Here is a 23,944-nt window from a genome sequence, read left to right on the forward strand (position 1 = left end):
ACGGTGCCCCCTTCGGAGTCTTTTTGATGATCGGCAGGCCCAGCTTGGTGAAGAGGATCTCCCCCAGCTGCTTGGGCGAGGAGAGGTTGAACTCCTGTCCGGCCCGCTCGTGAGCCTGCTTCTCCAGCTCCGCCAACCGCAGCTCGATCTCCTGGCTCTGCTGGTGCAGCAGCTTGGGATCGATGGTGGTGCCGAGCAACTCCATCCGCGCCAGTACCGGCAGCAGGGGCAGTTCGATCTCGCTGAATACCTTGGCGAGACCCGGCACGGCCTCCAGCTGACCCCACAGGGTCTGGTGCAGACGCAGGGTGATATCGGCATCTTCCGCCGCATAGGGGGCCGCCTGCTCCAGCTCGATCTGGTTGAAGGTGAGCTGTTTCACCCCTTTGCCCGCAATATCTTCAAAGGAGGTGGTCTCGACCCCGAGGTAACGCTTGGCCAGCGAATCCATATCGTGACGACTGGCGGTGGAGTTGAGCACGTAGGACTCGAGCATGGTGTCGTAGGCAATACCCTGCAGGTCGATGTCGTGGTTGAGCAGCACGTTGCGATCGTACTTGAGGTTCTGCCCCACCTTGAGACGAGTCGGATCTTCCAGCAGCGGCTTGAGCTTGCCGAGCACCACGGCCTCGCTCAGCTGTACCGGTGCCCCCAGATAGTCGTGGCCAAACGGCACATAAGCAGCCTTGCCCGGCTCAACCGCGAAGGAGACGCCGACGATCCGCGCCTCCATGTAATCGAGACTGGTGGTTTCGGTATCGAAGGCAAACAGCGGTGCCGCTTTCAGCTGTTCCAGCCAGCCGTCAAACTCGGCTTCGTCCAGAATGCAGCGGTAGTCGGTTTCGATGGCGGCAACCGGAGCGGCGCTCTCATCGCCAGCTTCGTCCTGTCCGGCGCTCTCGCTCCCCTCTCCACCACCGGATTCCAGCTCCTTGATCAGGTTGCGCAGCTCGTATTCGCGATAGACCGCCAGCAGGGACTCCTTGTCGACCGGCTTGAGCAACAGCTCTTCCAGACTCTGTTCCAGCTCGACATCGGTCTTGATGGTCGCCAGTCGATAGGAGAGACGAACCTGCTCCTCCTGCTCGCGGAACTTGTCGGCGAACGCCTTGGAGCCACGGAAGCCGAGCGCAGCTACCTTGTCGAGGTTGGCGGCAATCTCGTCGATACTGCCAATTCCCTGCAGCAGAGCCAGTGCGGTCTTCTCGCCGACACCGGTCATGCCGGGAATGTTGTCGACCTTGTCCCCCATCAGGGCCAGATAGTCGATGATGAGCTCGGGCGGTACGCCGAACTTCTCGATCACCCCTTCCCGATCGGTCTTCACATCTTTCATGGTGTCGATCAGGGTGACATGGTCGGAGACCAGCTGCGCCATATCCTTGTCACCGGTGCTGATCAGCACCGGCAGCTGCTTCTCGGTCGCCTGGCGGGCCAGGGTGCCGATCACGTCGTCGGCTTCAACCCCCTCCACCATCAGGAAGGGGAAACCCATCGCCTTGATCATCTGGTGGATCGGGGCAACCTGGCTGCGCAGATCGTCCGGCATGCTGGCGCGGGTCGCCTTGTACTCGGGATAGATGTCGTCGCGGAAGGTCTTGCCCTTGGCATCAAACACCACGGCCACATGACAGTCAGGATATTGCTTGCGCAGGCTGCGCATCATGTTGGCCATGACACGGACGGCGCCGCTCGGCAAACCGGTCGATGTGCGCAGATCAGCCTGCTGGGAGGCGAAGAAGGCGCGGTAAAGATAAGAGGAGCCGTCGACCAGAATAAGGGGGTTGCTAGGGGCCATGAAATCGTCCTGCCAGAGATAAACAGCCGCTAGGATGCCACAGGGCCCCCCTCACACCAAGGGGCGCAGCAACAGCACACAGCGCCTGATAAAGGGACTCAAGCTGTGGATAACTCTGTGTTCAAAAATGGGGCGCATCAGAGCGCACAGTGATAAAACTGTGCGTAAGAATATAAAAAGCCATTAAAAACAATATATTGAGATCGTAAAAACCGATCGCAAGACAGTTAGAATGATCTCGATCAATGTGGAAAAAGATTTAAGGGAGTAGGTACGGCAGGATCCAAAACGAAACAATCCTAGCACAGCAAGATGACTTGACCAGCGGAGGGCGAGCGATAACCATACAAAAGTACAACAATCCATCCTGGCTCACATTTTCAACAACGAGGAGTTTGCCATGAAAAAAGTGGCCGTGATTTTGAGTGGCTGCGGTGTCTTTGACGGGGCCGAAATCCACGAGGCCGTCATCAGCCTGCTGGCGTTGGCCCGTCAGGGAGCCGCCGTCCAGTGCTTCGCCCCGAACGTGTCGCAACTCCATGTCATCAACCACCTGACCGGTGAAGTGAGCGAGGGAGAGAGCCGCAATGTGCTGGTCGAAGCGGCCCGCATCTGCCGTGGCCAGATAAAGGATGTGGCCGAGCTGGATGCGGCCGATTACGACGCGCTGCTGGTGCCCGGCGGCTTTGGCGCGGCCAAAAACCTGTGTGACTTTGCTATCAAAGGAGCCGAATGCCAGATCCAGCCCGATGTGCTGAAAGCGTGCCAGAGCTTTGCCAAAGCCAACAAACCGGCCGCCTATATCTGCATCGCACCCGCCATGATCCCGCTGATCTATGGCGCCGGGACGCTGGCGACCATAGGCCATGACGAGGGTACCGCCAACGCCATCGAGGCGATGGGCGGCAGCCATCTCAACTGCCCGGTCAACGAATTCGTGGTGGATCAGGAGCGCAAGGTGATCTCCACCCCCGCCTACATGCTGGCCAACAATATTGTCGAAGCGGCGGATGGCATCGAGAAGACTGTCAAACAACTGCTTGCGCTGTAATCTCAACCCTGCCAAAAACAGACGGGCCGCTCATGGAGCGGCCCGTTTTCAATTCTGCCTGAAGGCGATGAATTAGATGGTTTCGCCCATCTGATCCATTTTGCCCAGCAGGGCACGCAGACGCTCCTGCCATGCAGTGTGCTCGTTGCGCAGCTGATGGTTCTCGTCTTGCAGCTTGCTGTTCTGCTCTTTCAGCTCGTCCAGCTCCATCTTCAGCAGGGAGATGTTGTCAACGGCGGATTGTACTTTGGATTCAAGTTGCTCAAGGACTTCTAGTGACATATGCATACCTGTTTGTTCAATTGCGATGCCCCACAGAGGGCGATTCAAGCGCGTGAAGCCAGCATACCCCGAGCGCATCGGCACAAACAAGCCAGTGCGCTGTAAAATGCGCCTTCCATAGATGTATTGTCTAAATATGCGTCTATTTTTCTCGCATCCTGCGCCCTAGCCGCGACAACACACTGAACCGTGCGTAAAAAGCCCCGCCACCCGCGCATCATTGGCACCCTCCTGACGGCGCCGCCGTTATCCATGTAAGGCGATATAAGCCCCCAGCAACAGACAGGCGACGACATACATCAGCAGGCCGTAGAGCAGGTTCCAGCGCAGGATCAGCCCAGCACTGAGGTTGTAGCGGGAGGCCAGCGCCAGATTGGAGCCGGAGAGCGGACTGGTGCCGGTGGCAAGCCCCCATCCCAGCAGGAAACACATGCCGAGCAGGCTGGGATCCGGCGCCAGCGGCCAGAGCAGTGGCGCCAGCCCGGAGATACTGATGAGCGGATGCACCCCGACGATGGCCACCAGCAGGATCAATAGCAGGGTGACGGATGCCTCAAGCCAGCCAAAGTGGTTGAACAGCGGCAGGCCGTGACCGGCACCGAAATCGATGACCGACAGCGCACTGTTGATGCCTGCCGCCAGCAAACCGGCCCCCAGAAACAGCACCAGCTGACCGCCGATGGCGGGGAAACGCTCCACCACCTGCCGCTTGAGGGCCGCCTTGCGCCCAACCCTCGGCATAAAGAGCAGCGCCAGCAGCGGGGCCACCAGCGCGATCACCGCCAGAATGCCGAGCTGGGGCCAAATCTGCTTGATGAGCAGCACCAGCAGCGCCAGCGTGACCGGCAACCCCAGAGTCTGCAGCCGCAGCGGATAACCGGCAAAGTCGGCCACCCCGATCCGCTCCACCTGCCAGGCAGTCAGCCCCATCGCCAGCAAGGCGGCGAGGATCCCGAACGGCAGAATATGGGAGAGCTGCAAGCCCGGCGCATAGGTGAGCGCCACCGCCATGGCGACAAAGAAGGGTGACCAGAAGGCAGCGGCACAGAAGATCCGGCTCAGCACCATCACCTGACGCCGCTCCAGGGTGCCATTGCGCTCCAGTCGATCGCCGATGATAAAGAGCACCGAGAGGTTGATGACCGCCCCCAGCAGATTGAGGCTGGCCATGGTGCTCCACAGCCCCTTTCGCCCGGTCCAGGAGGTGGTGCCGGTCAAGAGACCCGAGGTGGCGAGGTTGAGGGTGCTCACCGCGGCAAACATGGTGAGCATATTGATGTTGGGCAACAGCCAGTCACCGGCGGTGAGGGGCGCGCCCTGCCACCAGGAGAAGATCAACAGCAGCAGGGCGGCACCATACAAGGCCAGCGCCTGCCGCTTGGCGGCACCCACCAACCAGGGCCAGGTGAGCAGTGACGCCCCCCAGGCCGCAATGGCCGCAGGCCAGGGGGATAGCCCCAGATAGAGATGCAGCAGGTTGAGCAGCCACATCCCCAAAATCAGATAACCCGACCAGCGTTTGGCCATCGACTACTCCGGCCGGGAGATCAGAGACACTGATCCATATCCAGTGAAGGCTTGTCGCACTCCGGACGGCCGACGATCTTGGCGGGTACGCCAGCGACCGTGGTATGAGGCGGCACCGGGTTGATCACCACGCTGCCCGCGCCAATTTTGGCACCCACGCCCACTTCGATATTGCCGAGCACCTTGGCGCCCGCCCCTATCATCACCCCTTCGCGGATCTTGGGATGGCGATCGCCGCTCTCCTTGCCGGTACCGCCGAGGGTCACGCTCTGCAGGATGGAGACATCATCTTCAATCACTGCCGTCTCGCCCACCACTATGCCGGTGGCATGGTCAAACATGATCCCTTTGCCGATGCGGGCGGCCGGGTGCACATCCACCCCGAACACCACCGAGATCTGGTTTTGCAGATAGAGGGCCAGCGAGCGGCGCCCCTGACGCCACAGCCAGTTGGCGACCCGATACCCCTGCAGGGCATGGAACCCCTTGAGATAAAGCAGCGGGGTGGAGAAGAGATCGACCGCCGGATCCCGCTCCTGCACAGCGCAGATGTCAGCCGCCACTACCGTCAGCAGCTCGGGCTCGCTGCGCAGGGCCAGCTCGATCACCTCGCGCAGGGCGATGGCGGGCATGGTGGCGCTGTCGAGTTTGTTGGCCAGCTGGAAGCTGAGGGCCGAACGCAGATTCTTGTGATTGAGAATGGTGGAGTGGAAGAAGCTGGCCAGCATCGGCTCCTGGGCCGCCATGCACTCCGCTTCTTGCTGAATTTTGTGCCAGGTTTTGGCAACCAGTTCATCCATGTTGCAGCCTACTGTTGTTCTGGGTGAGGGCTCTGTTGTTCTTTTGTCAGCACCGAGATGGGGTCCATGTGGATGATGACATCCATCCGCTCGAATGCCTGGCGTACCGCCAGTTCGGCTTCATCGGCGATCTGATGGGCCTTGACCAGGGGGATCTGATCATCCAGTTCAAGATGCAACTGTACGAATCGGGTCGGCCCGGATTGACGGGTGCGCAGGTCATGTACGCCGTGTACACCTTCTACGGCACAGCAGAGCGCCATTATTCTCGCTTGTTCTTCCGCTGGCAACTGACGATCGAGCAGCGCCTGCACCGACTCGTAGCCGATGTGTCCCGCCCCCCACAACAGGAACAGCCCGATCAGGATGGCAAACAGGCCATCGGCCCAGTACCACCCCTGCCCCGCCAGCACCAGCGCCAGCAAGACACCGGCATTGAGCAGCAGATCGGAACGGTAGTGCAGCATGTCGGCCTTGATGGCCACACTGTTGGTCTTGCGTATAACGAAACTCTGGAAGCTGACCAGCAGCAGGGTCAGCACGATGGAGCCACCACTGACCCAGAGACCCGCCTCCAGCCGCAGGATAGGCGCCTGATTGAGCAGGGATGAAATTCCGTGCATCACCAGCAGCAAGGCAGAGCCGGAGATAAAGGCCGACTGGATGAGGCCCGCCAGCGACTCCGCCTTGCCGTGACCGAAACGGTGCTCGTCATCGGCGGGGGCAAGCGCATAGCGAATGGCCAGCAGGTTGATGATGGAGGCACTCACATCCATGAAGGAGTCGGTGAGCGACGCCAGCAGGGTCGACGAGTCAGTCATCAGCCAGGCGATCAGTTTGCCGATGATCAGCAAGGTAGCGGTGGTGACCGCCGCTATGCTGGCAAAGGTCACCCAACGGGAATATTGTTGATGGCTCAAAACCGGCTTTCCTCTGGCGATGAAAAACTTATTATACCCTGACCCCGGCGTCAGTTTGGCGCGAAAATCTGCGGAATAACACCAGATGAACAGAATACTCCTGGTCGACGACGATCTTGAATTGACCCAACTGCTCACCGAAATTCTGACCCTGGAGGGATTTCAGGTCACGGTCGCCGAGGATGGTGAAGAGGGGCTGCAACGGCTGGCGGAGCAGAGCTTCGATCTGGTGCTGCTGGACGTGATGATGCCCAAGCTCAACGGCTTTGCCATGCTGACCAAGCTGCGCAAGACCCACGACACCCCGGTGCTGATGCTGACCGCCCGCGGTGACAGCCAGGATCGGGTCAACGGTCTGGAAGCGGGTGCCGACGACTATCTGGCCAAGCCATTCGATGACAGGGAACTGCTGGCCCGGGTACGCGCCATCCTGCGCCGTACCCAGAGCGCCCCGCCCCAGCGCGGCAACTCCTCCGACGAAGTTCACTTCATGGATATCGTGCTGCAACCCGGCCTGCAGCAGGCCCGCTGCGGCGAACAACTGCTGGAGCTGACCGCCACCGAATTCGGGCTGCTGGAGTGTCTGCTGCGTAATCCCGGCCAGATCGTCAGCAAGAGCCACCTCTCCGAGCAGGTGCTGGGCAAGAAGCTGGAACCCTTCGATCGGGCCATCGACATGCACCTGAGCAACCTGCGCAAAAAGCTGCCGGACCGCACCGATGGCCAGCCCCGCTTCAAAACCGTACGGGGGCGCGGGTACCTGTGGCTAGAGCAAGAATAGAGCGCATCAACTCCCTCAACGGGATCTCGACCCACATCTTCCTCTGGTTCTGGTTCATGCTGCTGGTGATGCTGGCCGCCGTGATCAGCCTGCCGACCCTGGATCCCCGCAACCAGATCCCGCTGCCGACCCATGAAGTGGCGCGGATGCAGAACAACGTACAGGCCCTGCTCAACGCTGCCGAGCCGGATCAGGATTTCGATCTGGCCAAGGCGATGGACAAGATCGCCATGCTGCCGGTGGACAACGTCTACCTGCGCGATGAGCGGGGACAGATCCAGTCCACCACCCATCCGCGCAAGTTCGTGGTGCGCTTCATGGTGGATGCCGACGACCCGGCCAACCCCATGCTGGGCAACGAGGATCGCAAGGCGATCGCCGGCCCCTTCCTGATGGAACACCACGGCCATCGCTACCACGTCTATTTCGGCCTCAATGCCGAGAACCCCTACCTGTTCCTGTTCATTCAGGTGCTGGATCACCCGATCCGCATTCTGGGCATCTCGATGCTGGTCAGCACCCCGCTCTGCCTGCTGCTCGCCTGGCGGCTGACCCGCCCCATCCTGCAGTTGCAGAAGTCGGTCTCCCAGTTGGCGGCTGGCAATCTGGAGGTGCAGATCCCCAATCTGGGACGGGGCGACGAGATCGGCCAGCTGGCGGATAACGTCAGCCGTATGGTGGAGACGCTCAAGAGCATGATCCAGAAGCAGAAACAGCTGCTTTCCGATATCTCCCACGAGCTGCGCAGCCCCCTCACCCGGATGCAACTGGCGCAGGCGCTGATCCGCCGCAAGCAGGGTGACAGCGCCGAGCTGGCGCGGATCGAATCGGAGATCGGACGGCTGGACAAGCTGATCGGCGATCTGTTGGATCTGTCGCGGGTGCAGCAGCATGTGGAGGCACCGGTGGTGCACCCGCTGGCCGACCTGCTGGAGCCCATCCTCGAAGATGCCATGTTCGAGGCAAACCAGAGCGGCAAACAGCTCAGACTGCCGCCACTGCCCGCAGAGTCGATCCAGATGTGGCCCGAGCTGCTGGCCCGGGCGGTGGAGAACCCCCTGCGCAACGCCCTCAAATATGCCCGCGAGTTCATCAAGGTGGACTGGTATCGGGAGGGACTGGAGTGGGTGATGACCATTCGGGATGACGGCCCCGGGGTGCCTGACGAGCAGCAGGCGCTGCTGTTCCAGCCCTTCTTCCGGGTCGATGATGCCCGCAACGCCAAGACTGGCGGCACCGGGCTGGGGCTGGCCATAGCCTCGGAGGCAATACAGCGCCACGGCGGCACCATTGCGGCCAGCAACAATCACCCGACCGGGCTGACCATCACCATCCGCTTGCCCATCGCCTGATCCTTTTCATCCGGACGGGCGCTGGGTATGCTGGCGCCCCTTCTTGGCTTTACATCTCTTTGCAGGAGCTCGTCATGCTCGATATCGTCCTCTACCAGCCGGAAATTCCGCCCAACACCGGCAATATCATCCGGCTCTGCGCCAATACCGGTTACCGGCTCCACCTGATCGAGCCGCTGGGATTTGAGTGGGATGACAAGCGGGTAAAGCGGGCGGGACTCGACTATCACGAGTTTGCTGAGGTGAAGCGCTGGCCGAGCTATGAGGCTTTTCTGGCCGCCGTGGCGCCCAAGCGGGTGTTTGCCTGCACCACCAAGGGCCGCACCGCGCACTCGGCAGCACAATATGCCCTTGGCGACGCCCTGCTGTTTGGCCCGGAGAGTCGCGGCCTGCCCATCAAGATCATCGAGAGTCTGCCATTCGAGCAGCGGCTGCGCATCCCTATGGTGCCCCAGAGCCGCAGCATGAACCTCTCCAACGCGGTATCTGTCTTTGTCTACGAGAGCTGGCGCCAGCTCGGCTACGACGGTGCCATGTAAGCGCCACCGATGATCAGTGGCGGGCGTCGAGCAGATGCCCGCTGCGCTCCAGCCGCCAGCAAGTAACCCCCAGCGACAGACCTCGCCCCACCATCAGCGCCGCCATCGCCGCCCATAACGCGGCCACGCCCCAAGACTGACAGAGCCACCAGATCGGGAAGAAGCCGCCAAACGCGGCCAGCAACATGCTGTTGCGCATCTCCCGCGCCCGGGTCGCCCCGATAAATACGCCATCCAGCAGGAAACACCAGACCGCCAGCAAGGGCATAGCGATCAGCCAGGGAAGCTGACGATGTGCCTCCGCCACCACGGCCGGAATGTCGGTGATATAGCCGATAAGGTGGGCACCAAAGAGGGCAAACACCAGGGTAAAACCACTGGCGATGAGGGCGGCCCAGCCCAGATTGAGCACGATGGCCTCCCGCAGTTTCTGCCGATCCCGCTGACCGATGGCTCGTCCTACCATGGCCTCCACCGCATAGGCAAAACCATCGAGCCCATAGGAGATGAGCATCAGGAAGTTGAGCAGCACCGCATTGGCGGCCACCGCCACATCCCCCAGTCGTGCCCCTTGCAGAGTCATGAAGGCGAAGCAGAGCTGCAAACAGAGGGAGCGCAGGAAGATATCGCGGTTGAGGCCGAGCAGCCGCACCATGGGCGCGAGCTGTCGCCAGCGCTGCCAGCCATCCTGCCACACCGTCGGCGCCAGTTGCCCCAGCTGACGGCGTACCAGCCAGATGCCGACGGCCAGCGCGCAGTAGTCCGCCATGACCGAGGCCGCCGCCACACCCCGTACCTGCCAGCCAAGCCCCAGCACAAAAAGGGCATCGAGCGCCATATTGACCAGATTGGTGAGGATCAACATCACCATCGGGCTGCGGGCATCCTGCATCCCCAACAGCCAGCCCATGATCACCAGATTGCAGAGCGCCGCCGGAGCGCTCCAGATCCGCACCGCCACGTATTGGCCCGCATAGAGCTGCACCTCGGGCGAGCCGCCACTCAGGGCGATCAATCTCGGCAACAGGGGGAAGAGCAACAGAAGCAGCATCAACCCCAAGGCGATAGCCAGCCCCAGTACCCGCAGCAGGGTATCAAGCTGGGCACGACCGTCGGCGGCGCCGTGCGCCTGCGCCGTCAGCCCGGTGGTCGACATCCGCAAAAAGCCGAGCAGCCAGAAGATGAGGTTGATCAGGGTCGCACCGACCGAGACGCCCCCCAGAAACCAGGCCTGACCGAGATGACCGATCACCCAGGTGTCCACCAGCCCCAGCAAGGGGGTGGTGATATTGGAAAAAACCATGGGCAGAGCGAGCGCAAAGACGGCGCGGTGGCGAGAGGGATCTCGCCAACAGGGAGCAACAGCTGGGGTCACGCTCAGTGGCCGGCCAGCTTCAGAATGCGGGCGAAGTCAGAGAGCATAGTGGCCATCTGCACTCTGGGCACCTGACCCGGCGCCACTTGCGGACGGAATACCGCCTGCAGCTTGCCCTTGGGATTGATGAGCACGATGGAGGCGGAGTGATCGATCAGGTAATCCTTCTCCCCCTGATTGGCGATGGAGTAGATCAGCCCCAGATTGCGCACGAACGGGAACAGCTTGTCGTGGGGGGCGGTGGCCGCCTTGAACTCGGGATTGAAGAAGGCGGTATAGGTCTTGAGGCGTGGAATGTCGTCACGCTGGGGATCCGCCGAGATAAACACCACCTGACTGTCGGGCGCCATCTTCTTCAGCGGGTCATAGACGGAGCGCATATCTGCCAGGGTGGTGGGGCAGATATCGGGGCAGAAGGTGTAGCCGACGAACAGGAAGGTCCAGTGCCCCTTCAGGTTGACAGGAGTGAACGGCTGGTTGTCCGCATCGGTAAAGGCAAAATCATTGATGTCCCGCCCCGCCGGATAGTAGTCGGCCTGTTCAGGCTGCTCTGGCTGCGTGGCGTAGAACACCAGGATCAGGCAGGCTGTCAGCAGCAGAAAGAGCAGGGGATAGCGGAGCTTCATCATAACAAGAGACCCTTTCAGTTCGAGGCAGATGGCCAGCAGTGACCGGACAAGAGGGGGGCATTGTACCCCAGCGAGCCGCCAAGGTGGTTCAACCTTGTGCAACGCCCTGTCAGGAGTCGACCATTTGGCATAATTAATCGCCAGTTGCGGCCATAAAAAAACCGGCCCCCTCAGGTGCCGGTTATGGATGGATTTGTTTGTCTCTTCTGCTCAGGGGCGAGCGTTGCGTCCCTGCTGCAACATCTTGCCGATGGCCCGCACGCCGATGGGAATCACGGGGGCCAGCCAGCCCTCTTCCCCCTGGCGATCACCTTGACCCCGTTTGAACAGCAGCACCAGACGCACCACCTTCTCTTTCGGGCATCCCAGCCAGAGCGTCCAGTGCGAACCACGATGGTGCAGCCAGAGACCGTAAAACCAGGTCATCCGGCTACCTTTGACGAAACGGGTGATTGACGATTCCGCTGGCGCAGCCCCAGCCTCTGAATCCCATGGCGATCTTGATGCCATACCAGTCCTCCTTGACCGACAGGTCATGTTGCTTCGTCGGCCTGAACTGGGAACAGGCCCGTCACGACTATCTGCAACCATTACGAGTGGTCCCCTTTGCCTGACAAGGCTCGGGATCTCCCCACTCCCCCTTCATATCCCGTGAAGGTGTACTGCCCTATTCTCGTTGTTACCGGCCCTCCCGTACCGACGCATTGCGATGGTCAGAGGGAGGTGCCAAGCCCTGTCTCGGCGACAGGGCACTGATCTGAGCATATATCTGAAATGGATGATTGGTAGCCGGTCGCGCAGGACAAAAATGCCGCCGCCGATGATCTGTTTGATATGACAAGGAAAGTGTGCCAGAAACAGCACGGCCTCCCGAAGGAGGCCGTATGGCAAACGCAGTTGGCGGGGATGATTACATCCAGTCGGCGTTGCGGATCACTCCGACCGCCAGTCCTTCGATGGTGAGCTGCTGGCAGGATAGATCTACCTCGATGGGAGAGAGCTCTTCATTCTCCGGCAGCAGCCATACCTGACGGCCCTTGCGCTGGAAGCGCTTGACGGTGACATCCTCATCGAGACGGGCAACCACCACCTGACCGTTGCGCACCTCCTGGGTCTTGTGCACCGCCAGCAGATCGCCATCCAGAATGCCGATATTCTTCATGCTCATCCCCTGCACCCGCAGCAGAAAATCAGCGCGCGGGTGGAACAGGGCGGGATCCACCTGATAGTGGCTCTCGATATGCTCCTGAGCCAGAATGGGTTCACCGGCGGCAACCTTGCCGATAAGCGGCAGGCCGCTCTCTTCCAGCACCTCTTCCTCTTCGAGCAACAGGCGAATGCCGCGGGACGTGCCCGGCATGATCTCGATGACCCCTTTTTTGGCCAGGGCCTTCAGATGTTCTTCGGCTGCATTGGCCGACTTGAAACCAAGCTTCTGGGCAATCTCGGCGCGAGTCGGCGGCATGCCGGTTTCGCTCATATTCGCCTTGATCAACTCCAGCACTTCGGCCTGGCGGGGAGTAAGGGGTTTCATAGAATGGGCACCTGTCTTTTTATACAGCACACTGGCAGTATATACAGTGCAGTGACCAAGGCAAGGCAGAGCTGACATTTGTCGCGACAAACTGCTCATTTATCGCTGTTTTGATCCTGCGCAGCTGACTCATCGTACCTCTCGGCGACAAGGGGCCGCCGATTTGCTATGCTCACGCCGCATTTTTTTGGAGAGCAGACGCACATGTCCCTAGGACAGAAGATTTCCAGAGCCATCTTGCAATGGCCGGTCAGCGGCTTGGTCAATCACAAGAGCCTGCCGGAAAATCCCATCACAGAACTCAATCTGGATCCGGCCAGACCCATCGTCTATGCCCTGAAAACCAGTTCAATCACCGACCTGATGACCCTGCAGCAGTGCTGCGAGGATCTCGGTCTGCCCGGTCCCTTCACGCAGCTGGAACTGAACGGCCAGCTGCTGCCGCGCTATGTCTGTCTGGATCGTCCGCCTCCCCTGTTTGGCAAACGCAGCAAACCGCTCCCCTTCCTGCAGGAGTTCCACCAGCTGCTGGATCTGCACAAGCAGGATCCCGCACTGGATATCCAGGTGGTGCCCGTCACCCTGTTCTGGGGCCGTGCTCCGGGTCGGGAAGGCGAGGAGGCCTCCGGCCTCAACATCATCAGCAGCCTGGCGCCGAACCGGCTGAAGAAGGCGCTTATCGTGATCCTCAAGGGTCGCGAGAATCTGGTGCGCTTCTCGCCGCCCCTCTCCCTGCGCTACATGGCGGACAAGCACGGCACCGACGAGGCCATCGCCCACAAGCTGGCGCGAGTGGCCCGTACCCACTTCAGCCGCCAGCAGCTGGCCGCCACCGGCCCGAAACTGCCGAACCGCAACCTGCTGTTCAAGCAGCTGCTCGACTCCGCGGTGATCCAGCAGGCGATTGAAGAGGAGGCCCAGCGCGAAGGGATCAGCCTCGAGAAGGCGCAAAAGCGTGCCCATGGCTACATGGACGAGATCGCCTCCAACTTCTCCTACCGGCTGATCCGCCTGGGCGAGAGCTTCCTCGGCTGGCTGTGGAACAAGCTCTACCGCGGTTTGTCGGTCAATGGCGCCGAGAAGGTACGCCAGTTGGCGCAGGAAGGGCACGAGATCGTCTACGTTCCCTGCCACCGCAGCCACATGGACTACCTGCTGCTCTCCTACGTCATCTACCACCAGGGGATGGTGCCGCCCCATATCGCGGCAGGCATCAACCTCAACTTCTGGCCGGCGGGCCCGATTTTCCGCCACGGCGGCGCCTTCTTCATTCGCCGCACCTTCAAGGGCAACCCGCTCTACAGCACGGTATTCCGGGAATACCTCAACCTGCTGTTTGCCAAGGGTTACTCAGTGGAGTTCTTCACCGAGGGTGGCCGCTCCCGTACCGGCCGTCTGCTGCCGCCCAAGACCGGCATGCTGGCGATGACCCTGCAGGCAATGATGCGCGGGCTGGACAGGCCGGTCACTCTAGTGCCGGTCTATCTGGGCTACGAGCACGTGATGGAGGTGAACACCTACCACAACGAGCTCAAAGGGAGCCGCAAGGAGAAGGAGAGCTTCCTGCAGGTGCTCGGCATCCTGCGCAAGCTGCGTAACTACGGCCGTGGCTTCGTCAACTTCGGCGAACCGCTGACCCTCAACAGCTACCTGAGCGAACATATTCCCGACTGGAAAAAGCACATCGGGGAAGAGGAACGTCCGGAGTGGATGGCGGGCACCGTCAACAATCTGGCCGAACTGCTGATGACCCGCATCAACGGCGCGGCCGCGGTCAACGGCCTGACCCTGAGTGCGCTGGCGCTGCTGGCCGCCGAGCGCCACGCCCTGACCCGCGACGAGTTGCAGGCCCAGCTCAACACCTATCTGGATCTGCTCAAGGCGGTGCCCTACAGCCCGCAGAGCACCATTCCGGATGAGGATGCCAAGACCCTGCTGGATCAGGCGATGGAGCTCAACAAGTTCGAGGTGAGCGAGGACAAGCTGGGTCAGATCATCAGTCTCGACCGCTATCAGGCGATCCTGCTGACCTACTACCGCAACAACATCCTCCACCTGTTCGCCATGCCCTCTCTGGTGGCTGCATTGATCGAACGGTGCGAAGGGATCTCCCGCAGCGAGATCATGGCCCGTTGCATCGACATCTATCCGCTGCTCAAGACCGAGCTGTTCCTGCGTTATGAAGAGGATGAGCTGCCAGCGCTGGTCGACAGCCTGCTCGACGCTCTGCAGACCCAGCAACTGATCGAGACCCGCGATGACGGCTACTGGGTCAATCCGGCCAACCAGATGCGCCTGCTGCTGCTGGCGGAGAGCATTCAGGAGACCCTGCAACGGTACGCCATCGTGCTGACCCGGGTGTTGGCCCAGCCTCACATCGAGGCGGAGCAGCTGGAGGCGGACGGCCTGATGATGGCAGAGCGCCTCGGCACCCTGCACGGCATCAACGCCCCCGAGTTCTTCGACCAGAAGCTGTTCAGCACCCTGATCCACACCTTGCGCAAAGAGGGTTACCTCTCTCCCGAGTGCAAGCCGGATCTTGGCCGCTTCCAGGCGCTGGCCGACAACATAGTGCCGCTGCTGAGCAACAAGATCCGCCGCACCATTCAGGCGGGCAATCAGCTCTAATCAGCAACGCAAACAAAGAAGGCCGCATGATGCGGCCTTCTTTTTTATCGGAGTCTGCGCGGGAACATGTCACGCCAGCAGGTAATCGAGCACCAGACCGGCAAACACCAGCGCCCCCACATAGTTGTTGTTGAGAAACGCCTGGAAGCAGGCTTCCCGCTGCCGCTCGCGAATGAGCCGCTGCTGATAGACAAACAGCACCGCCGCCCCCAGCAATCCCCAGTAATACCAGCCCCCCAGCGTCATCAGCTGCCCGACCGCCAGCAACAGCAGCAGCGTCGAGAGTTGCAGTACGCCGATGATCCGTTTGTCGTAACGACCAAACAGGATGGCGCTGGATTTGAGGCCGATCTTGAGGTCATCATCCCGATCCACCATGGCGTACTGGGTGTCGTAAGCCACGGTCCAGAGCAGGTTGGCGAAGAAAAGCAGCCAGGCCACCAGCGGCAGGGCATCCGCCTGGGCCGCATAGGCCATCGGGATCGACCAGGAGAAGGCCATCCCGAGCACCAGCTGGGGATTCGAGATAAAGCGCTTCATGAAGGGGTAACTCACCGCAAGCAGCAGGGCGACAAACGACAGGCCGATGGTGAGCGGATTCATGGTCAGCACCAGACCAAACGAAATGAGCGCCAGCACGAAGAAGAGCGCCAACACCTCCCACGGTTTGACTCTGCCCGTGGGCAAGGGGCGACCGGCGGTCCGTTTGACGTGGCCATCGAAGTTGCGATCCGCATAATCGTTGATCACGCACCCTGCCGAGCGCATCAGAAAGACCCCGACCACAAACACGGTCAGCACCCAGAGATTGGGCAGGCCACCAGCGGCCAGCCAGAGCGCCCACAGGGTTGGCCACAGCAGCAGCAGAGTGCCTATGGGTTTGTCGACGCGGGCCAACTGCATATAGGCAAGTCCCCGCTCCTTGGTTAACAGATTCACTCCAGCTCCTTGTCACAGACGAGAGAGGGCAGAAACAGCTCATGCACCAGCAGTGGCCACTGCCCCAGAAACAGACGGGAACGACGCCCCCAGACAGTGGCGGCCGGGCAACGGGGATTGGCGGCAATATCGAAACGGGCCAGCTGCAGGTGATCGCGGCGGGCAGGCTCATGGCCAAATACCCGCTCACCCAGCGGCTGCTCGCCAAGCTCGGCAATGCCGCTCCCTTGCAGTGCGTCATCGGCAAACAGGGTCCAGCCCAGCACGGCGGGTCCACGATCCCCGTGCAGGATCACCTCGCGGCAGGTGCCGGCCGGCGAGGCCGAATCCACCAGCCACTGCTCATCGGCAGTAAGGGCGACCGGGTGATTGCCCAGCCACTCCACCGAAAAGTGGCGATTGTGCTGACGCAGCCGCCGGGTCATGGAGCCGGGCTCCAGCAGCCAGGGGCGCAAGCTGGCGGGCAATTCGCAACATTCGGGGGCCAGCCACCCGCTTAACGGCGTGAGGGGAACAGTCAACTCGGACTTCACAGCTTCACCATCCAGAGATTTCCGTGTTCAGGTTAAAATCCGGTTTATTATCCGTAAATCAATAGCGAAATGTAAGAACATCCGTGCTTGACGGCCCCGATGGCAACATCAAAAATGGGTTATCTCTTGCTGATGAGCCATCTACATGAAGATCTTCAAAATTCTGCTGGTGTTGTTACTGAGCTGTGGCGCCCTGCAGCAGCAAGCTCTGGCTGAAGATGAACCGCCCGCCGAGGGCGCAGAGGGGGCCGCCAAGCCTGGTTTCTCCTACCACGCGCTCGATCCCGACATCATCACCAACTACCTGAGTGATAGCAAAACCCTCGGTTATATCCGGGTCACGGTAGAGCTGATGGCGGAAAACGAAGCCGACCTCAAGCTGCTGGAGCAGCATGACCCGCTGATCCGCGATGCCATCATCCGTCTGATTGGCAGCAAAAATGCCGATCAAGTGAAGTCCCTGACCAACCGAGAAGAGCTGCGCAAGGAGTGCGAGACAACCGTCAACGAACTGCTGGTGAAAGAGACCGGCAAGAAAGCGGTGCGCGAGCTTATCTTCACCAAGTTCCTCTACCAGTAATCCCTCCCGAAACAATCGCTTATTGGCATATCGGCCAATAAGCGAGCTTTGTCGGTTTATTCGAAATGAAAATCGATTACAATACGGCCGTCAAGTCGTAGAGGTAGTCGTTATGGGCAGCAAAACCCTGTGTGAATGGCGCCGTCACGAGATCCCCACCGATCTCAAGGCGTTGCGCAAGATAGTCCGCAAACCCAAGTTTGTCTGCAGCAAGTGCGCCCGCAGTGCCAATGACAAGGGTTACCTCTGCCAGCCGCTGCGTTTGAAAGAGGAGTAACGCCCCTCCCTGTCAGGGCGTTATTGATCGGTCCACCCCTGACGCCCTTGTTCGAACAATCTGCGCGCCTGGATATCATTCGGGCAAACGCCGCGATACTCCTCGCCGGAACGGCCAGCCAGATAGAGGTGCTCGGGGCGGCAATACCATGCCAATCCCTTCTGATGTCCCTGCTTCCACAGTTCGGGATCCACCTTCTTGCCACACTGGCCCTGATGGAACTCGATCCGCTCGGTGGTGAAGCCCAGCTTGCCATCCGCCTCCCCCACCTCACTCCACACCTTCTCGCAGGGATCATCGTTGGAGACACAGCCACCCAGCAGGGCAGCCAACAATATGATGGAGAGTCGCATAGTCATCCTTGAGCGTCATTTGGGCAGTTCATTCTACCCAGCGGCCCGCCCCTGACCAAGGGCGAACACTCAGCCATGTGAGCGCGGCAAAAAAATCAGGCGGGCCCAAAGCCCGCCTGTTCGTTCAATGCCGCGGTTCACTGGTCATCGAAAGTGTCATCATCCTGCCAGCTTTCATCTTCCCACTGATCCAGCTCTTCTTCCCAGGAATCCGGCTCCCAATCATCATCAGAGGAGTCGTAATCCGGCTTGTGTCCACCCATCTTCACTCTCCTTGGATAGTTCACCCGCTCTCCAATTTTATCCGGAATTGTCGGGCTCGCCAGTCAGAGATAGTTCAAAGTTTGACCAGAGTGCGACCGGCGATCTGGCCTTGCGTGATGGCCTCGGCGGCCTCCACTACCTGCTCCAACCCAATCTCGGTAACCGCCTGTTCAAAGAAGCTGGCAGGAAGATCCCGTGCCAGTCGCTGCCACGCCAGTTGACGGCGCGCCAGCGGGCACATCACCGAATCGACCCCCTGCAGCCTCACATTGCGCAGGATGAAGGGCATCACGCTGGTCGGCAGATCGAAGCCGCCCGCCAACCCACAGGCAGCCACGGCGCCGCCATAGTTCATCTGGGCCAGCAGCTTGGCCAGCACCTGACTGCCGACGGTATCGATGGCACCGGCCCACAGCTGCTTCTCCAGCGGCTTGGCAGGCACCAGCAGCTCGCTGCGCGGCACGATGCGGCTGGCACCCAGCGCAGTGAGCATGGCGCCCTGCTCTTCCGGACGACCGGTCAGCGCAGCCACCTGATAGCCAAGGGCCGCCAGCAGGGCGACCGAGGTGGCCCCCACACCGCCTGCCGCACCGGTGACCAGCACCTCGCCGCTATCTGGAGTAATGCCCGCCTCTTCCAGCGCCAGCACGCAGAGCATGGCGGTGAGACCGGCGGTACCGATGCACATGGCCTGCCGTTCATCCAGCCCGGCGGGCAATGGCACCAGCCAGTCCCCCTTGACCCGTGCCTGTTCGGCCATACCGCCCCAGTGCCCTTCGCCCACGCCCCAACCGGTCAGCACCACCTTGTCGCCGGGCTGATAGCGGCTGTCGGCAGATTCGAGCACGGTACCGGCAAAGTCGATGCCGGGCACCAGCGGCCACTGGCGCACTATCTTGCCCTTGCCGGTGATGGCCAGCCCGTCCTTGTAGTTGATGGAGCTGTAAGCGACCGCTACCCGCACTTCACCTTCCGGCAATTGGCTCTCGGCCAGCCGGGTCAGAGTCGGAACAGTCTTGCCGTCTTGGTTTTCCAGTAACAGAGCCTTGAACATGATTGCCTCTTTGATGACGTGTGAAACGGGGATCAGCTGCTTTGACGCTTTTGCAGTTGAAAATCGAGAGCCAGAGCAGTGCCCATCACGGGCTCCCCGGCCAGTTGGCGCAGGATCAGCTCGGCAGCCTCCTGCCCCATTTTGCGATAGGGGATCCTGACCGAAGTAAGGGTCGGATAACAGGCGCGCGCCACATCCAGATCGTCAAATCCGGCGATGGCGAGTTTGCCCGGCACATTCAAATGGCGACGCTGGCACTCGAACAGTACCCCGGCCGCCAGTTCGTCGTTAACGCAGATCAGCGCGTCCAGCTCGGGCCAGCGCAGCAGAAATTCACCCAGCATGGTGGCACCGGTGCTGAAGCTGGGCCGCTCCGAGGTGTTGATGATGGCATCGGGGGAGAGGTAGTTGTCGAGCAGCGCCTTCTGCCAGCCCTGCATCCGCTGTTGCAGCATCCACTGCTCCTGACGGGCACAGAGAAAACCTATATTGCGGTAGCCCCGCTCGATAAGGTGGTGGGTGAGCTGATAACCGGCATCGAAGTTGGAGACTCCCACATTCATGTCGATGGGACTGCGGGCCATGGCACCCACTTCCACCACCGGCAGGCGGGAGGCTTTCAGGCGAGTACGGATCGTCTCGCCGGGATCGCCACCAAACAGTACCACCGCCGCCGGATTGTGCTGCAAAAAGCTGGTCAGCAGGCGCTCTTCCTGCTGTTTCAGATGCTGGGCATCCCCCAGCATGATCTGGTAACCCTCCTCGAGCAGGGTCTGTTGCAGGCCAGCGATCATCTCGCTACAGCCCGCTTCCGCCAGACTCGGGACGATGACTACGATGGTCTGGGAAGTCGCAGAGGCCAACGCCCCGGCGGCCCGATTGGGGATATAGCCGAGCTCTTCCACCGCGGCTTCGATGCGCTCGCGCATCCTGTCGGAGACCATCTCCGGCGTGCGCAGGGCACGGGAAACCGTCATGGCCCCCACACCGGCCAGCTGGGCCACATCGTTGAGGGTCACCCGACCCGTGCTACGGCGCTTTTTCGCTTCTGACATCCATCCCATCCTCGGCTTGCGGCTGCTCACTTTAAGGCAAAAGAGCGCCACTGACTATTTGCTCAGGGCCGATTCTACTCTCTTTCCCCTACCGCAGGGGCAGGATGGCTCCCGTTAATGGGTGAAGTGATAGCGCTATCACAGTTTGATGTTAGCGCTATCTGATAGCGCTAACTTTCGCGATCACCCTCACAGTTTCACCACTGCAAGATCGATAGATTGGCGCCATCTTAACTAGCCGGATCACCACCATGCTGACTCAACTGCTGACCGAGGATGTCATCCGCATCGAACCCGCAGCCCGCGACTGGCGTCATGCCATCGAACTGGCGACGGTGCCCCTGCTGGCCAATGGCACCATCGAGCCCTCCTACGTGGCGGCACTGTTTCGCTCTCATGAAGAGCTCGGCCCCTACTACGTGCTGGGCCCCGGTCTGGCGATGCCCCATGCCCGCCCCGAGGACGGCGTCAACCGGCTGGGTCTGGGGCTGACTGTCATCAAGCAGGGGGTCAACTTCGACTCCGAGGGCAACGACCCGATCCGGCTGCTGATCACCCTGGCAGCCAGCGACAGCAACTCCCACGTGGAGACCATCGCCCAACTGGCCGAGCTGTTTATGAATGAAGAGGACGTGGCGGCCATTATCGCGGCCGACACCAAAGACGACATCCTGCGCATTCTGGCGCGCTATTGATCTGCGCCACTGCGCACCTGACAGAGGAAGAGACAATGAAAATTCTGGTTGTATGCGGTCACGGTCTGGGCACCAGCCTGATGATGGAGATGAGCATCAAGAGCATCCTGAAAGAGCTGGCAGTCACCGCCGAGGTGGATCACCGCGATCTGGCCTCCGCCGGCAGCGAAACCGCCGAGATCTTTGTCGCCACCCGCGACATCGCCGAGCAGCTGCAATCCATGGGGGTCAACGGCCGTCTGGTGGCCCTCGACAACATGGTCGACAAGGCCGCGATGAAAGAGAAGCTCGCCACCGCCCTGCGCGAACTGGGCGCCCTCTAAGGATCCTCCATGCGGCCTGCGGGCCGCATCTTCCGTTGCCAGGAGCTGACCATGGAATTTTTCAACTTTCTGATGTTTGACGTGCTGTCCGAGCCCGCCGTGCTGGTCGGCCTGATCGCGCTTATCGGCCTGATTGCCCAGAAGAAACCGGTGACCGAGTGCATCAAGGGCACGGTCAAGACCATCATGGGTTTCGTCATTCTGGGGGCCGGTGCTACCCTGGTGATCAACTCGCTGGGTGACTTTGCCGTCATCTTCCAGCACGCCTTCGGCATCAAGGGGGTCGTCCCCAACAACGAGGCCATCGTCTCCATCGCCCAGACCTCGTTTGGCAAGGAGATGGCGATGATCATGTTCTTCGCCATGCTGGTGAACATCCTGATCGCCCGTCTGACCCCGTGGAAATTTATCTTCCTGACCGGTCACCACACCCTGTTCATGTCGATGATGGTGGCAGTGATCCTCTCTGCCGGCGGCATGAGTGGCGCGCCGCTGATAGCGGTGGGCAGTCTGGTGGTCGGCGTAGCTATGGTCTTCTTCCCGGCCATCGCCCACCCCTTCATGAAGCAGATCACCGGCTCCGATGACGTGGCGCTGGGCCACTTCTCCACCTGCTCCTACGTGCTCTCCGCCCTGATCGGCGCCAAGTTCGGCAACAAGGCCCACAGCTGCGAAGATGTGCAGGTACCGAAGAGCTTGCTGTTCCTGCGCGATACCCCGGTGGCCATCTCCTTCACCATGGGCATCATCTTCCTGGTGACCTCCGCCTTCGCTGGCCCCGAGTTTGTCTCCAGCGTCGCCAAGGGCAAGCACTGGTTCATGTTCTCCCTGATGCAGTCCATCACCTTCGCCGCCGGTGTCTACGTCATCCTGCAGGGTGTGCGGATGGTCATCGCCGAGATCGTTCCGGCCTTCAAGGGGATCTCCGACAAGCTGGTGCCGAACGCCAAACCGGCGCTCGACTGCCCCATCGTCTTCCCCTACGCCCCCAACGCTGTACTGATCGGCTTCCTGTCGAGCTTTGCCGCCGGTCTGGTGGGGATGGCACTTCTCTACGTGATGGGGCTGACCGTCATCATCCCGGGCGTGGTACCGCACTTCTTCGTCGGCGCCGCTGCCGGGGTCTTCGGCAACGCCACCGGTGGTCGTCGCGGCGCCATCCTGGGCTCCTTCGCCAACGGCCTGCTGCTGCTCACCATTCTGCCGGTGTTCCTACTGCCGGTGCTGGGCGACCTCGGTTTCGCCAACACCACCTTCAGCGACTCCGACTTCGGTGTGGTCGGCATCCTGCTGGGGCTGATCGTTCGCTAATTCCGGTCACCGCCAAAAACAAAACGGAGCGCATCGCGCTCCGTTTTTTTATGGCTGAGATGTATGAAAGGCTGAAACTCAGTCGTTCTCCAGCGCAGTGAGGCAGTGCGAGAGAGTGCGCGCCAGCGCACCCTGATTGCGCAGCACCACGGCGCGGGCCTGCTCCCCCATCTCGCGGCGGGCACTTGCATCAGCAAACAACTGGCTCACCTGCTCGCCCAGCTCGGCGGCATCGGCCACGATGGCGGCGCCACCCTGAGCCACCAGCTGGCGGGTGATGTCGCTGAAGTTGAAGTAGGCGGGCCCAGTCAGGCAAGGCTTGCCTAGCGCCGCCGGCTCCAGCAGGTTGTGACCGCCAATCTTCACCAGACTGCCGCCGACGAAGGCCACATCGGCCGCCGCCAGCATCAGCGGCAGCTCGCCCATGGTATCGCCGAGATAGACCTTATCCTCCGCACGCACCACAGCACCATTAGTGCGCCGCACGCAGCCATGAGAGGCACACAGTTCGGCCACCCGGTCGAACCGCTCGGGGTGGCGCGGTACCAGAATGAGCAGCGCATCGGGATGGCGTTTGAGCAGCAGGTCGAAAGCGGCCAGCACCTGCTCATCCTCACCCTGATGGGTGCTGGCGGCGATCCAGACTGGCCGATCCGCCCCCAGTTGCTGGCGCAGGGCGCGACCTTTGGCCTGCACCTCGTCACCAAACTGGATGTCGAACTTGATGGAGCCGGTCACTGCCAGCCGTGAACGATCGATACCGAGACGAGCGAAGCGGTCGGCGTCATCCTGATGCTGACAGAGCAGATGGGTCAGCGGCCGGCTCAGGGCATCGAAAGCGCCGTGGAAACGGGCATAACGCTGGCAGGAACGCTCGGAGAGGCGGGCATTGATGATGGTCACCGGCAGATGGCGCGCCTCGCAGGCGGCCAGCCAGTTCGGCCACAGCTCGGTCTCCATCACCCAGAGCGCGCGCGGCTTGAAGGTGTCGAGAAAGACGGCAATGGCCCAGGGGTAGTCGAGCGGCGCGTAGCGATGGATCACCAGATCCCCCAGCTTGGCAGCCTGATCGGCGCCGGTGCGGGTGGTGGTGGTGAGCAGGATCGGCAGATCGGGCCGCTCCGCTTTCAGGGCGCGAATGAGCGGCGTAATGGCCAGCGTCTCCCCCACGCTCACCGCATGGATCCAGAGCGGGGCCTCCTGTCCGGTGGCGGGCAGCCGCCCGAGATGCTCGGCCCAGCGCTTGCCAAAGCCTGGCTTGCCTTTCTTCGGCTTGTAGAGGGCCAGCAGCGCCAGCGGCAATCCCAGATGGATCAGCAGGTTGTAGAGCAGACGGTAGGGCAT

At 61.1% G+C, this 23,944-nt stretch carries 26 protein-coding genes (1 of these 26 cut by a window edge); 10 read left to right on the forward strand and 16 right to left on the reverse strand.

Annotated elements, in window-relative coordinates; all coding sequences use genetic code 11:
• A protein-coding gene (gene polA, locus ACTG19_RS12200; RefSeq protein ID WP_113740652.1) for a DNA polymerase I crosses the window boundary here: on the reverse strand, positions 1–1,798 show its 5' portion. It extends 968 nt beyond the left edge of the window; only the first 1,798 of its 2,766 coding nucleotides appear in the window; the start codon lies at positions 1,796–1,798; its stop codon lies off the left edge, out of view.
• A 400-nt stretch (positions 1,799–2,198) separates the two neighbouring features.
• On the opposite strand from polA, the gene elbB reads away from it, so the two are divergent.
• Positions 2,199–2,849 carry an isoprenoid biosynthesis glyoxalase ElbB gene (elbB, locus tag ACTG19_RS12205; protein WP_106844590.1) on the forward strand — a complete coding sequence of 217 codons (651 nt, stop codon included), beginning with the start codon at positions 2,199–2,201 and terminating at the stop codon, positions 2,847–2,849.
• 72 nt (positions 2,850–2,921) lie between these two features.
• Here the strand turns inward: elbB and ACTG19_RS12210 are convergent, their stop codons facing one another.
• The 4 genes from ACTG19_RS12210 to fieF all read right to left on the reverse strand — a co-directional run bounded on the left by ACTG19_RS12210 (position 2,922) and on the right by fieF (position 6,378).
• A complete protein-coding gene (locus ACTG19_RS12210) occupies positions 2,922–3,131 on the reverse strand; it encodes a cell division protein ZapB (RefSeq protein ID WP_005339554.1) in 210 nt (69 codons plus the stop codon).
• Positions 3,132–3,377: 246 nt separating this feature from the next.
• Positions 3,378–4,658, reverse strand: coding sequence for a hypothetical protein (locus ACTG19_RS12215; protein ID WP_113740651.1), 1,281 nt, complete (start codon positions 4,656–4,658; stop codon positions 3,378–3,380).
• 20 nt (positions 4,659–4,678) lie between these two features.
• Positions 4,679–5,458 (reverse strand): serine O-acetyltransferase, encoded by a 780-nt coding sequence (cysE, locus tag ACTG19_RS12220; protein WP_005339552.1) that lies wholly within the window; start codon positions 5,456–5,458, stop codon positions 4,679–4,681.
• Positions 5,459–5,466: 8 nt separating this feature from the next.
• On the reverse strand, positions 5,467–6,378 hold the full coding sequence (fieF, locus tag ACTG19_RS12225; protein WP_005339551.1) for a cation efflux pump FieF: 912 nt from the start codon (positions 6,376–6,378) through the stop codon (positions 5,467–5,469).
• An 85-nt stretch (positions 6,379–6,463) separates the two neighbouring features.
• Here fieF and ACTG19_RS12230 point away from each other — a divergent pair, with 85 nt between their 5' ends.
• The 3 genes from ACTG19_RS12230 (at position 6,464) to trmL (ending at position 9,050) form a co-directional block, all read left to right on the forward strand.
• Positions 6,464–7,159, forward strand: a complete 696-nt coding sequence (locus ACTG19_RS12230) for a response regulator (RefSeq protein ID WP_005339549.1) — start codon at positions 6,464–6,466, stop codon at positions 7,157–7,159.
• Positions 7,141–8,511, forward strand: coding sequence for an ATP-binding protein (locus tag ACTG19_RS12235; protein WP_162628471.1), 1,371 nt, complete (start codon positions 7,141–7,143; stop codon positions 8,509–8,511). Before ACTG19_RS12230 ends, ACTG19_RS12235 begins: the two co-directional genes overlap by 19 nt.
• 74 nt (positions 8,512–8,585) lie before the next feature.
• Complete coding sequence (trmL, locus tag ACTG19_RS12240) at positions 8,586–9,050, forward strand: tRNA (uridine(34)/cytosine(34)/5-carboxymethylaminomethyluridine(34)-2'-O)-methyltransferase TrmL (protein WP_113740649.1); 465 nt, start codon at positions 8,586–8,588, stop codon at positions 9,048–9,050.
• A 13-nt stretch (positions 9,051–9,063) separates the two neighbouring features.
• Here the strand turns inward: trmL and dinF are convergent, their stop codons facing one another.
• The 4 genes from dinF to lexA all read right to left on the reverse strand — a co-directional run bounded on the left by dinF (position 9,064) and on the right by lexA (position 12,588).
• Positions 9,064–10,425 carry an MATE family efflux transporter DinF gene (dinF, locus tag ACTG19_RS12245; protein WP_113740648.1) on the reverse strand — a complete coding sequence of 454 codons (1,362 nt, stop codon included), beginning with the start codon at positions 10,423–10,425 and terminating at the stop codon, positions 9,064–9,066.
• Positions 10,426–10,427: 2 nt separating this feature from the next.
• Positions 10,428–11,054, reverse strand: coding sequence for an SCO family protein (locus ACTG19_RS12250; protein WP_439989113.1), 627 nt, complete (start codon positions 11,052–11,054; stop codon positions 10,428–10,430).
• A gap of 210 nt (positions 11,055–11,264) precedes the next feature.
• Entirely contained in the window at positions 11,265–11,480 is a 216-nt protein-coding gene (locus tag ACTG19_RS12255; RefSeq protein ID WP_234923227.1) for a hypothetical protein, read from the reverse strand.
• Between the two features lie 484 nt (positions 11,481–11,964).
• On the reverse strand, positions 11,965–12,588 hold the full coding sequence (lexA, locus tag ACTG19_RS12260) for a transcriptional repressor LexA (protein WP_439989114.1): 624 nt from the start codon (positions 12,586–12,588) through the stop codon (positions 11,965–11,967).
• Between the two features lie 204 nt (positions 12,589–12,792).
• On the opposite strand from lexA, the gene plsB reads away from it, so the two are divergent.
• Positions 12,793–15,216 (forward strand): glycerol-3-phosphate 1-O-acyltransferase PlsB, encoded by a 2,424-nt coding sequence (plsB, locus tag ACTG19_RS12265; protein WP_201991021.1) that lies wholly within the window; start codon positions 12,793–12,795, stop codon positions 15,214–15,216.
• A gap of 69 nt (positions 15,217–15,285) precedes the next feature.
• Here plsB and ubiA read toward each other — a convergent pair whose 3' ends face one another.
• Together ubiA and ACTG19_RS12275 are read right to left on the reverse strand one after the other, a co-directional pair.
• Positions 15,286–16,155 (reverse strand): 4-hydroxybenzoate octaprenyltransferase, encoded by an 870-nt coding sequence (ubiA, locus tag ACTG19_RS12270; protein WP_005356031.1) that lies wholly within the window; start codon positions 16,153–16,155, stop codon positions 15,286–15,288.
• The gene (locus ACTG19_RS12275) at positions 16,152–16,688 is read right to left on the reverse strand and encodes a chorismate--pyruvate lyase family protein (protein WP_005339534.1); all 537 of its coding nucleotides are present in this window, start codon (positions 16,686–16,688) and stop codon (positions 16,152–16,154) included. Before ACTG19_RS12275 ends, ubiA begins: the two co-directional genes overlap by 4 nt.
• A 145-nt stretch (positions 16,689–16,833) precedes the next feature.
• Between ACTG19_RS12275 and ACTG19_RS12280 the strand changes: the two genes are divergently transcribed.
• Both ACTG19_RS12280 and ACTG19_RS12285 read left to right on the forward strand, forming a co-directional pair.
• Entirely contained in the window at positions 16,834–17,268 is a 435-nt protein-coding gene (locus ACTG19_RS12280) for a flagellar basal body-associated protein FliL (protein ID WP_005339527.1), read from the forward strand.
• Positions 17,269–17,380: 112 nt separating this feature from the next.
• Positions 17,381–17,545: a hypothetical protein gene (locus tag ACTG19_RS12285; protein WP_005339525.1), complete on the forward strand. Its 165-nt coding sequence runs from the start codon at positions 17,381–17,383 to the stop codon at positions 17,543–17,545.
• A gap of 20 nt (positions 17,546–17,565) precedes the next feature.
• Here the strand turns inward: ACTG19_RS12285 and ACTG19_RS12290 are convergent, their stop codons facing one another.
• From ACTG19_RS12290 to ACTG19_RS12305, 4 genes are all read right to left on the reverse strand, one after another.
• A complete protein-coding gene (locus ACTG19_RS12290) occupies positions 17,566–17,898 on the reverse strand; it encodes a DUF2799 domain-containing protein (protein ID WP_021231543.1) in 333 nt (110 codons plus the stop codon).
• Between the two features lie 137 nt (positions 17,899–18,035).
• Positions 18,036–18,161, reverse strand: coding sequence for a hypothetical protein (locus tag ACTG19_RS12295; RefSeq protein WP_005339521.1), 126 nt, complete (start codon positions 18,159–18,161; stop codon positions 18,036–18,038).
• A 74-nt stretch (positions 18,162–18,235) separates the two neighbouring features.
• Entirely contained in the window at positions 18,236–19,216 is a 981-nt protein-coding gene (acuI, locus tag ACTG19_RS12300) for an acrylyl-CoA reductase (NADPH) (RefSeq protein WP_113740643.1), read from the reverse strand.
• Positions 19,217–19,248: 32 nt separating this feature from the next.
• Positions 19,249–20,271: a LacI family DNA-binding transcriptional regulator gene (locus tag ACTG19_RS12305; protein WP_439989115.1), complete on the reverse strand. Its 1,023-nt coding sequence runs from the start codon at positions 20,269–20,271 to the stop codon at positions 19,249–19,251.
• 251 nt (positions 20,272–20,522) lie between these two features.
• Here ACTG19_RS12305 and ACTG19_RS12310 point away from each other — a divergent pair, with 251 nt between their 5' ends.
• Genes ACTG19_RS12310 through ACTG19_RS12320 form a run of 3 tightly spaced genes read left to right on the forward strand, consistent with a single transcriptional unit; the run spans position 20,523 to position 22,600 of the window.
• Positions 20,523–20,966, forward strand: coding sequence for a PTS sugar transporter subunit IIA (locus ACTG19_RS12310; RefSeq protein WP_088868151.1), 444 nt, complete (start codon positions 20,523–20,525; stop codon positions 20,964–20,966).
• A 35-nt stretch (positions 20,967–21,001) separates the two neighbouring features.
• Positions 21,002–21,289 carry a PTS sugar transporter subunit IIB gene (locus ACTG19_RS12315; protein WP_005356014.1) on the forward strand — a complete coding sequence of 96 codons (288 nt, stop codon included), beginning with the start codon at positions 21,002–21,004 and terminating at the stop codon, positions 21,287–21,289.
• Between the two features lie 51 nt (positions 21,290–21,340).
• Positions 21,341–22,600 (forward strand): PTS ascorbate transporter subunit IIC, encoded by a 1,260-nt coding sequence (locus ACTG19_RS12320; RefSeq protein ID WP_113740655.1) that lies wholly within the window; start codon positions 21,341–21,343, stop codon positions 22,598–22,600.
• 78 nt (positions 22,601–22,678) lie between these two features.
• Here ACTG19_RS12320 and waaA read toward each other — a convergent pair whose 3' ends face one another.
• Positions 22,679–23,944, reverse strand: coding sequence for a lipid IV(A) 3-deoxy-D-manno-octulosonic acid transferase (waaA, locus tag ACTG19_RS12325; protein WP_113740641.1), 1,266 nt, complete (start codon positions 23,942–23,944; stop codon positions 22,679–22,681).

The organism is Aeromonas sp. 3P, from assembly GCF_051919745.1.
In the GTDB taxonomy this organism is placed as follows: domain Bacteria; phylum Pseudomonadota; class Gammaproteobacteria; order Enterobacterales; family Aeromonadaceae; genus Aeromonas; species Aeromonas veronii.

Bases quoted from the DNA above. Each gene is read 5' to 3' on its own strand.
- elbB (WP_106844590.1), top strand. From the start codon at position 2,199: ATGAAAAAAGTGGCCGTGATTTTGAGTGGCTGCGGTGTCTTTGACGGG.
- ACTG19_RS12210 (WP_005339554.1), bottom strand. From the start codon at position 3,131: ATGTCACTAGAAGTCCTTGAGCAACTTGAATCCAAAGTACAATCCGCC.
- ACTG19_RS12215 (WP_113740651.1), bottom strand. From the start codon at position 4,658: ATGGCCAAACGCTGGTCGGGTTATCTGATTTTGGGGATGTGGCTGCTC.
- cysE (WP_005339552.1), bottom strand. From the start codon at position 5,458: ATGGATGAACTGGTTGCCAAAACCTGGCACAAAATTCAGCAAGAAGCG.
- ACTG19_RS12230 (WP_005339549.1), top strand. From the start codon at position 6,464: ATGAACAGAATACTCCTGGTCGACGACGATCTTGAATTGACCCAACTG.
- trmL (WP_113740649.1), top strand. From the start codon at position 8,586: ATGCTCGATATCGTCCTCTACCAGCCGGAAATTCCGCCCAACACCGGC.
- ACTG19_RS12250 (WP_439989113.1), bottom strand. From the start codon at position 11,054: ATGATGAAGCTCCGCTATCCCCTGCTCTTTCTGCTGCTGACAGCCTGC.
- ACTG19_RS12255 (WP_234923227.1), bottom strand. From the start codon at position 11,480: ATGACCTGGTTTTACGGTCTCTGGCTGCACCATCGTGGTTCGCACTGG.
- lexA (WP_439989114.1), bottom strand. From the start codon at position 12,588: ATGAAACCCCTTACTCCCCGCCAGGCCGAAGTGCTGGAGTTGATCAAG.
- plsB (WP_201991021.1), top strand. From the start codon at position 12,793: ATGTCCCTAGGACAGAAGATTTCCAGAGCCATCTTGCAATGGCCGGTC.
- ACTG19_RS12280 (WP_005339527.1), top strand. From the start codon at position 16,834: ATGAAGATCTTCAAAATTCTGCTGGTGTTGTTACTGAGCTGTGGCGCC.
- ACTG19_RS12285 (WP_005339525.1), top strand. From the start codon at position 17,381: ATGGGCAGCAAAACCCTGTGTGAATGGCGCCGTCACGAGATCCCCACC.
- ACTG19_RS12290 (WP_021231543.1), bottom strand. From the start codon at position 17,898: ATGCGACTCTCCATCATATTGTTGGCTGCCCTGCTGGGTGGCTGTGTC.
- ACTG19_RS12295 (WP_005339521.1), bottom strand. From the start codon at position 18,161: ATGGGTGGACACAAGCCGGATTACGACTCCTCTGATGATGATTGGGAG.
- acuI (WP_113740643.1), bottom strand. From the start codon at position 19,216: ATGTTCAAGGCTCTGTTACTGGAAAACCAAGACGGCAAGACTGTTCCG.
- ACTG19_RS12305 (WP_439989115.1), bottom strand. From the start codon at position 20,271: ATGTCAGAAGCGAAAAAGCGCCGTAGCACGGGTCGGGTGACCCTCAAC.
- ACTG19_RS12310 (WP_088868151.1), top strand. From the start codon at position 20,523: ATGCTGACTCAACTGCTGACCGAGGATGTCATCCGCATCGAACCCGCA.
- ACTG19_RS12315 (WP_005356014.1), top strand. From the start codon at position 21,002: ATGAAAATTCTGGTTGTATGCGGTCACGGTCTGGGCACCAGCCTGATG.
- ACTG19_RS12320 (WP_113740655.1), top strand. From the start codon at position 21,341: ATGGAATTTTTCAACTTTCTGATGTTTGACGTGCTGTCCGAGCCCGCC.
- waaA (WP_113740641.1), bottom strand. From the start codon at position 23,944: ATGCCCTACCGTCTGCTCTACAACCTGCTGATCCATCTGGGATTGCCG.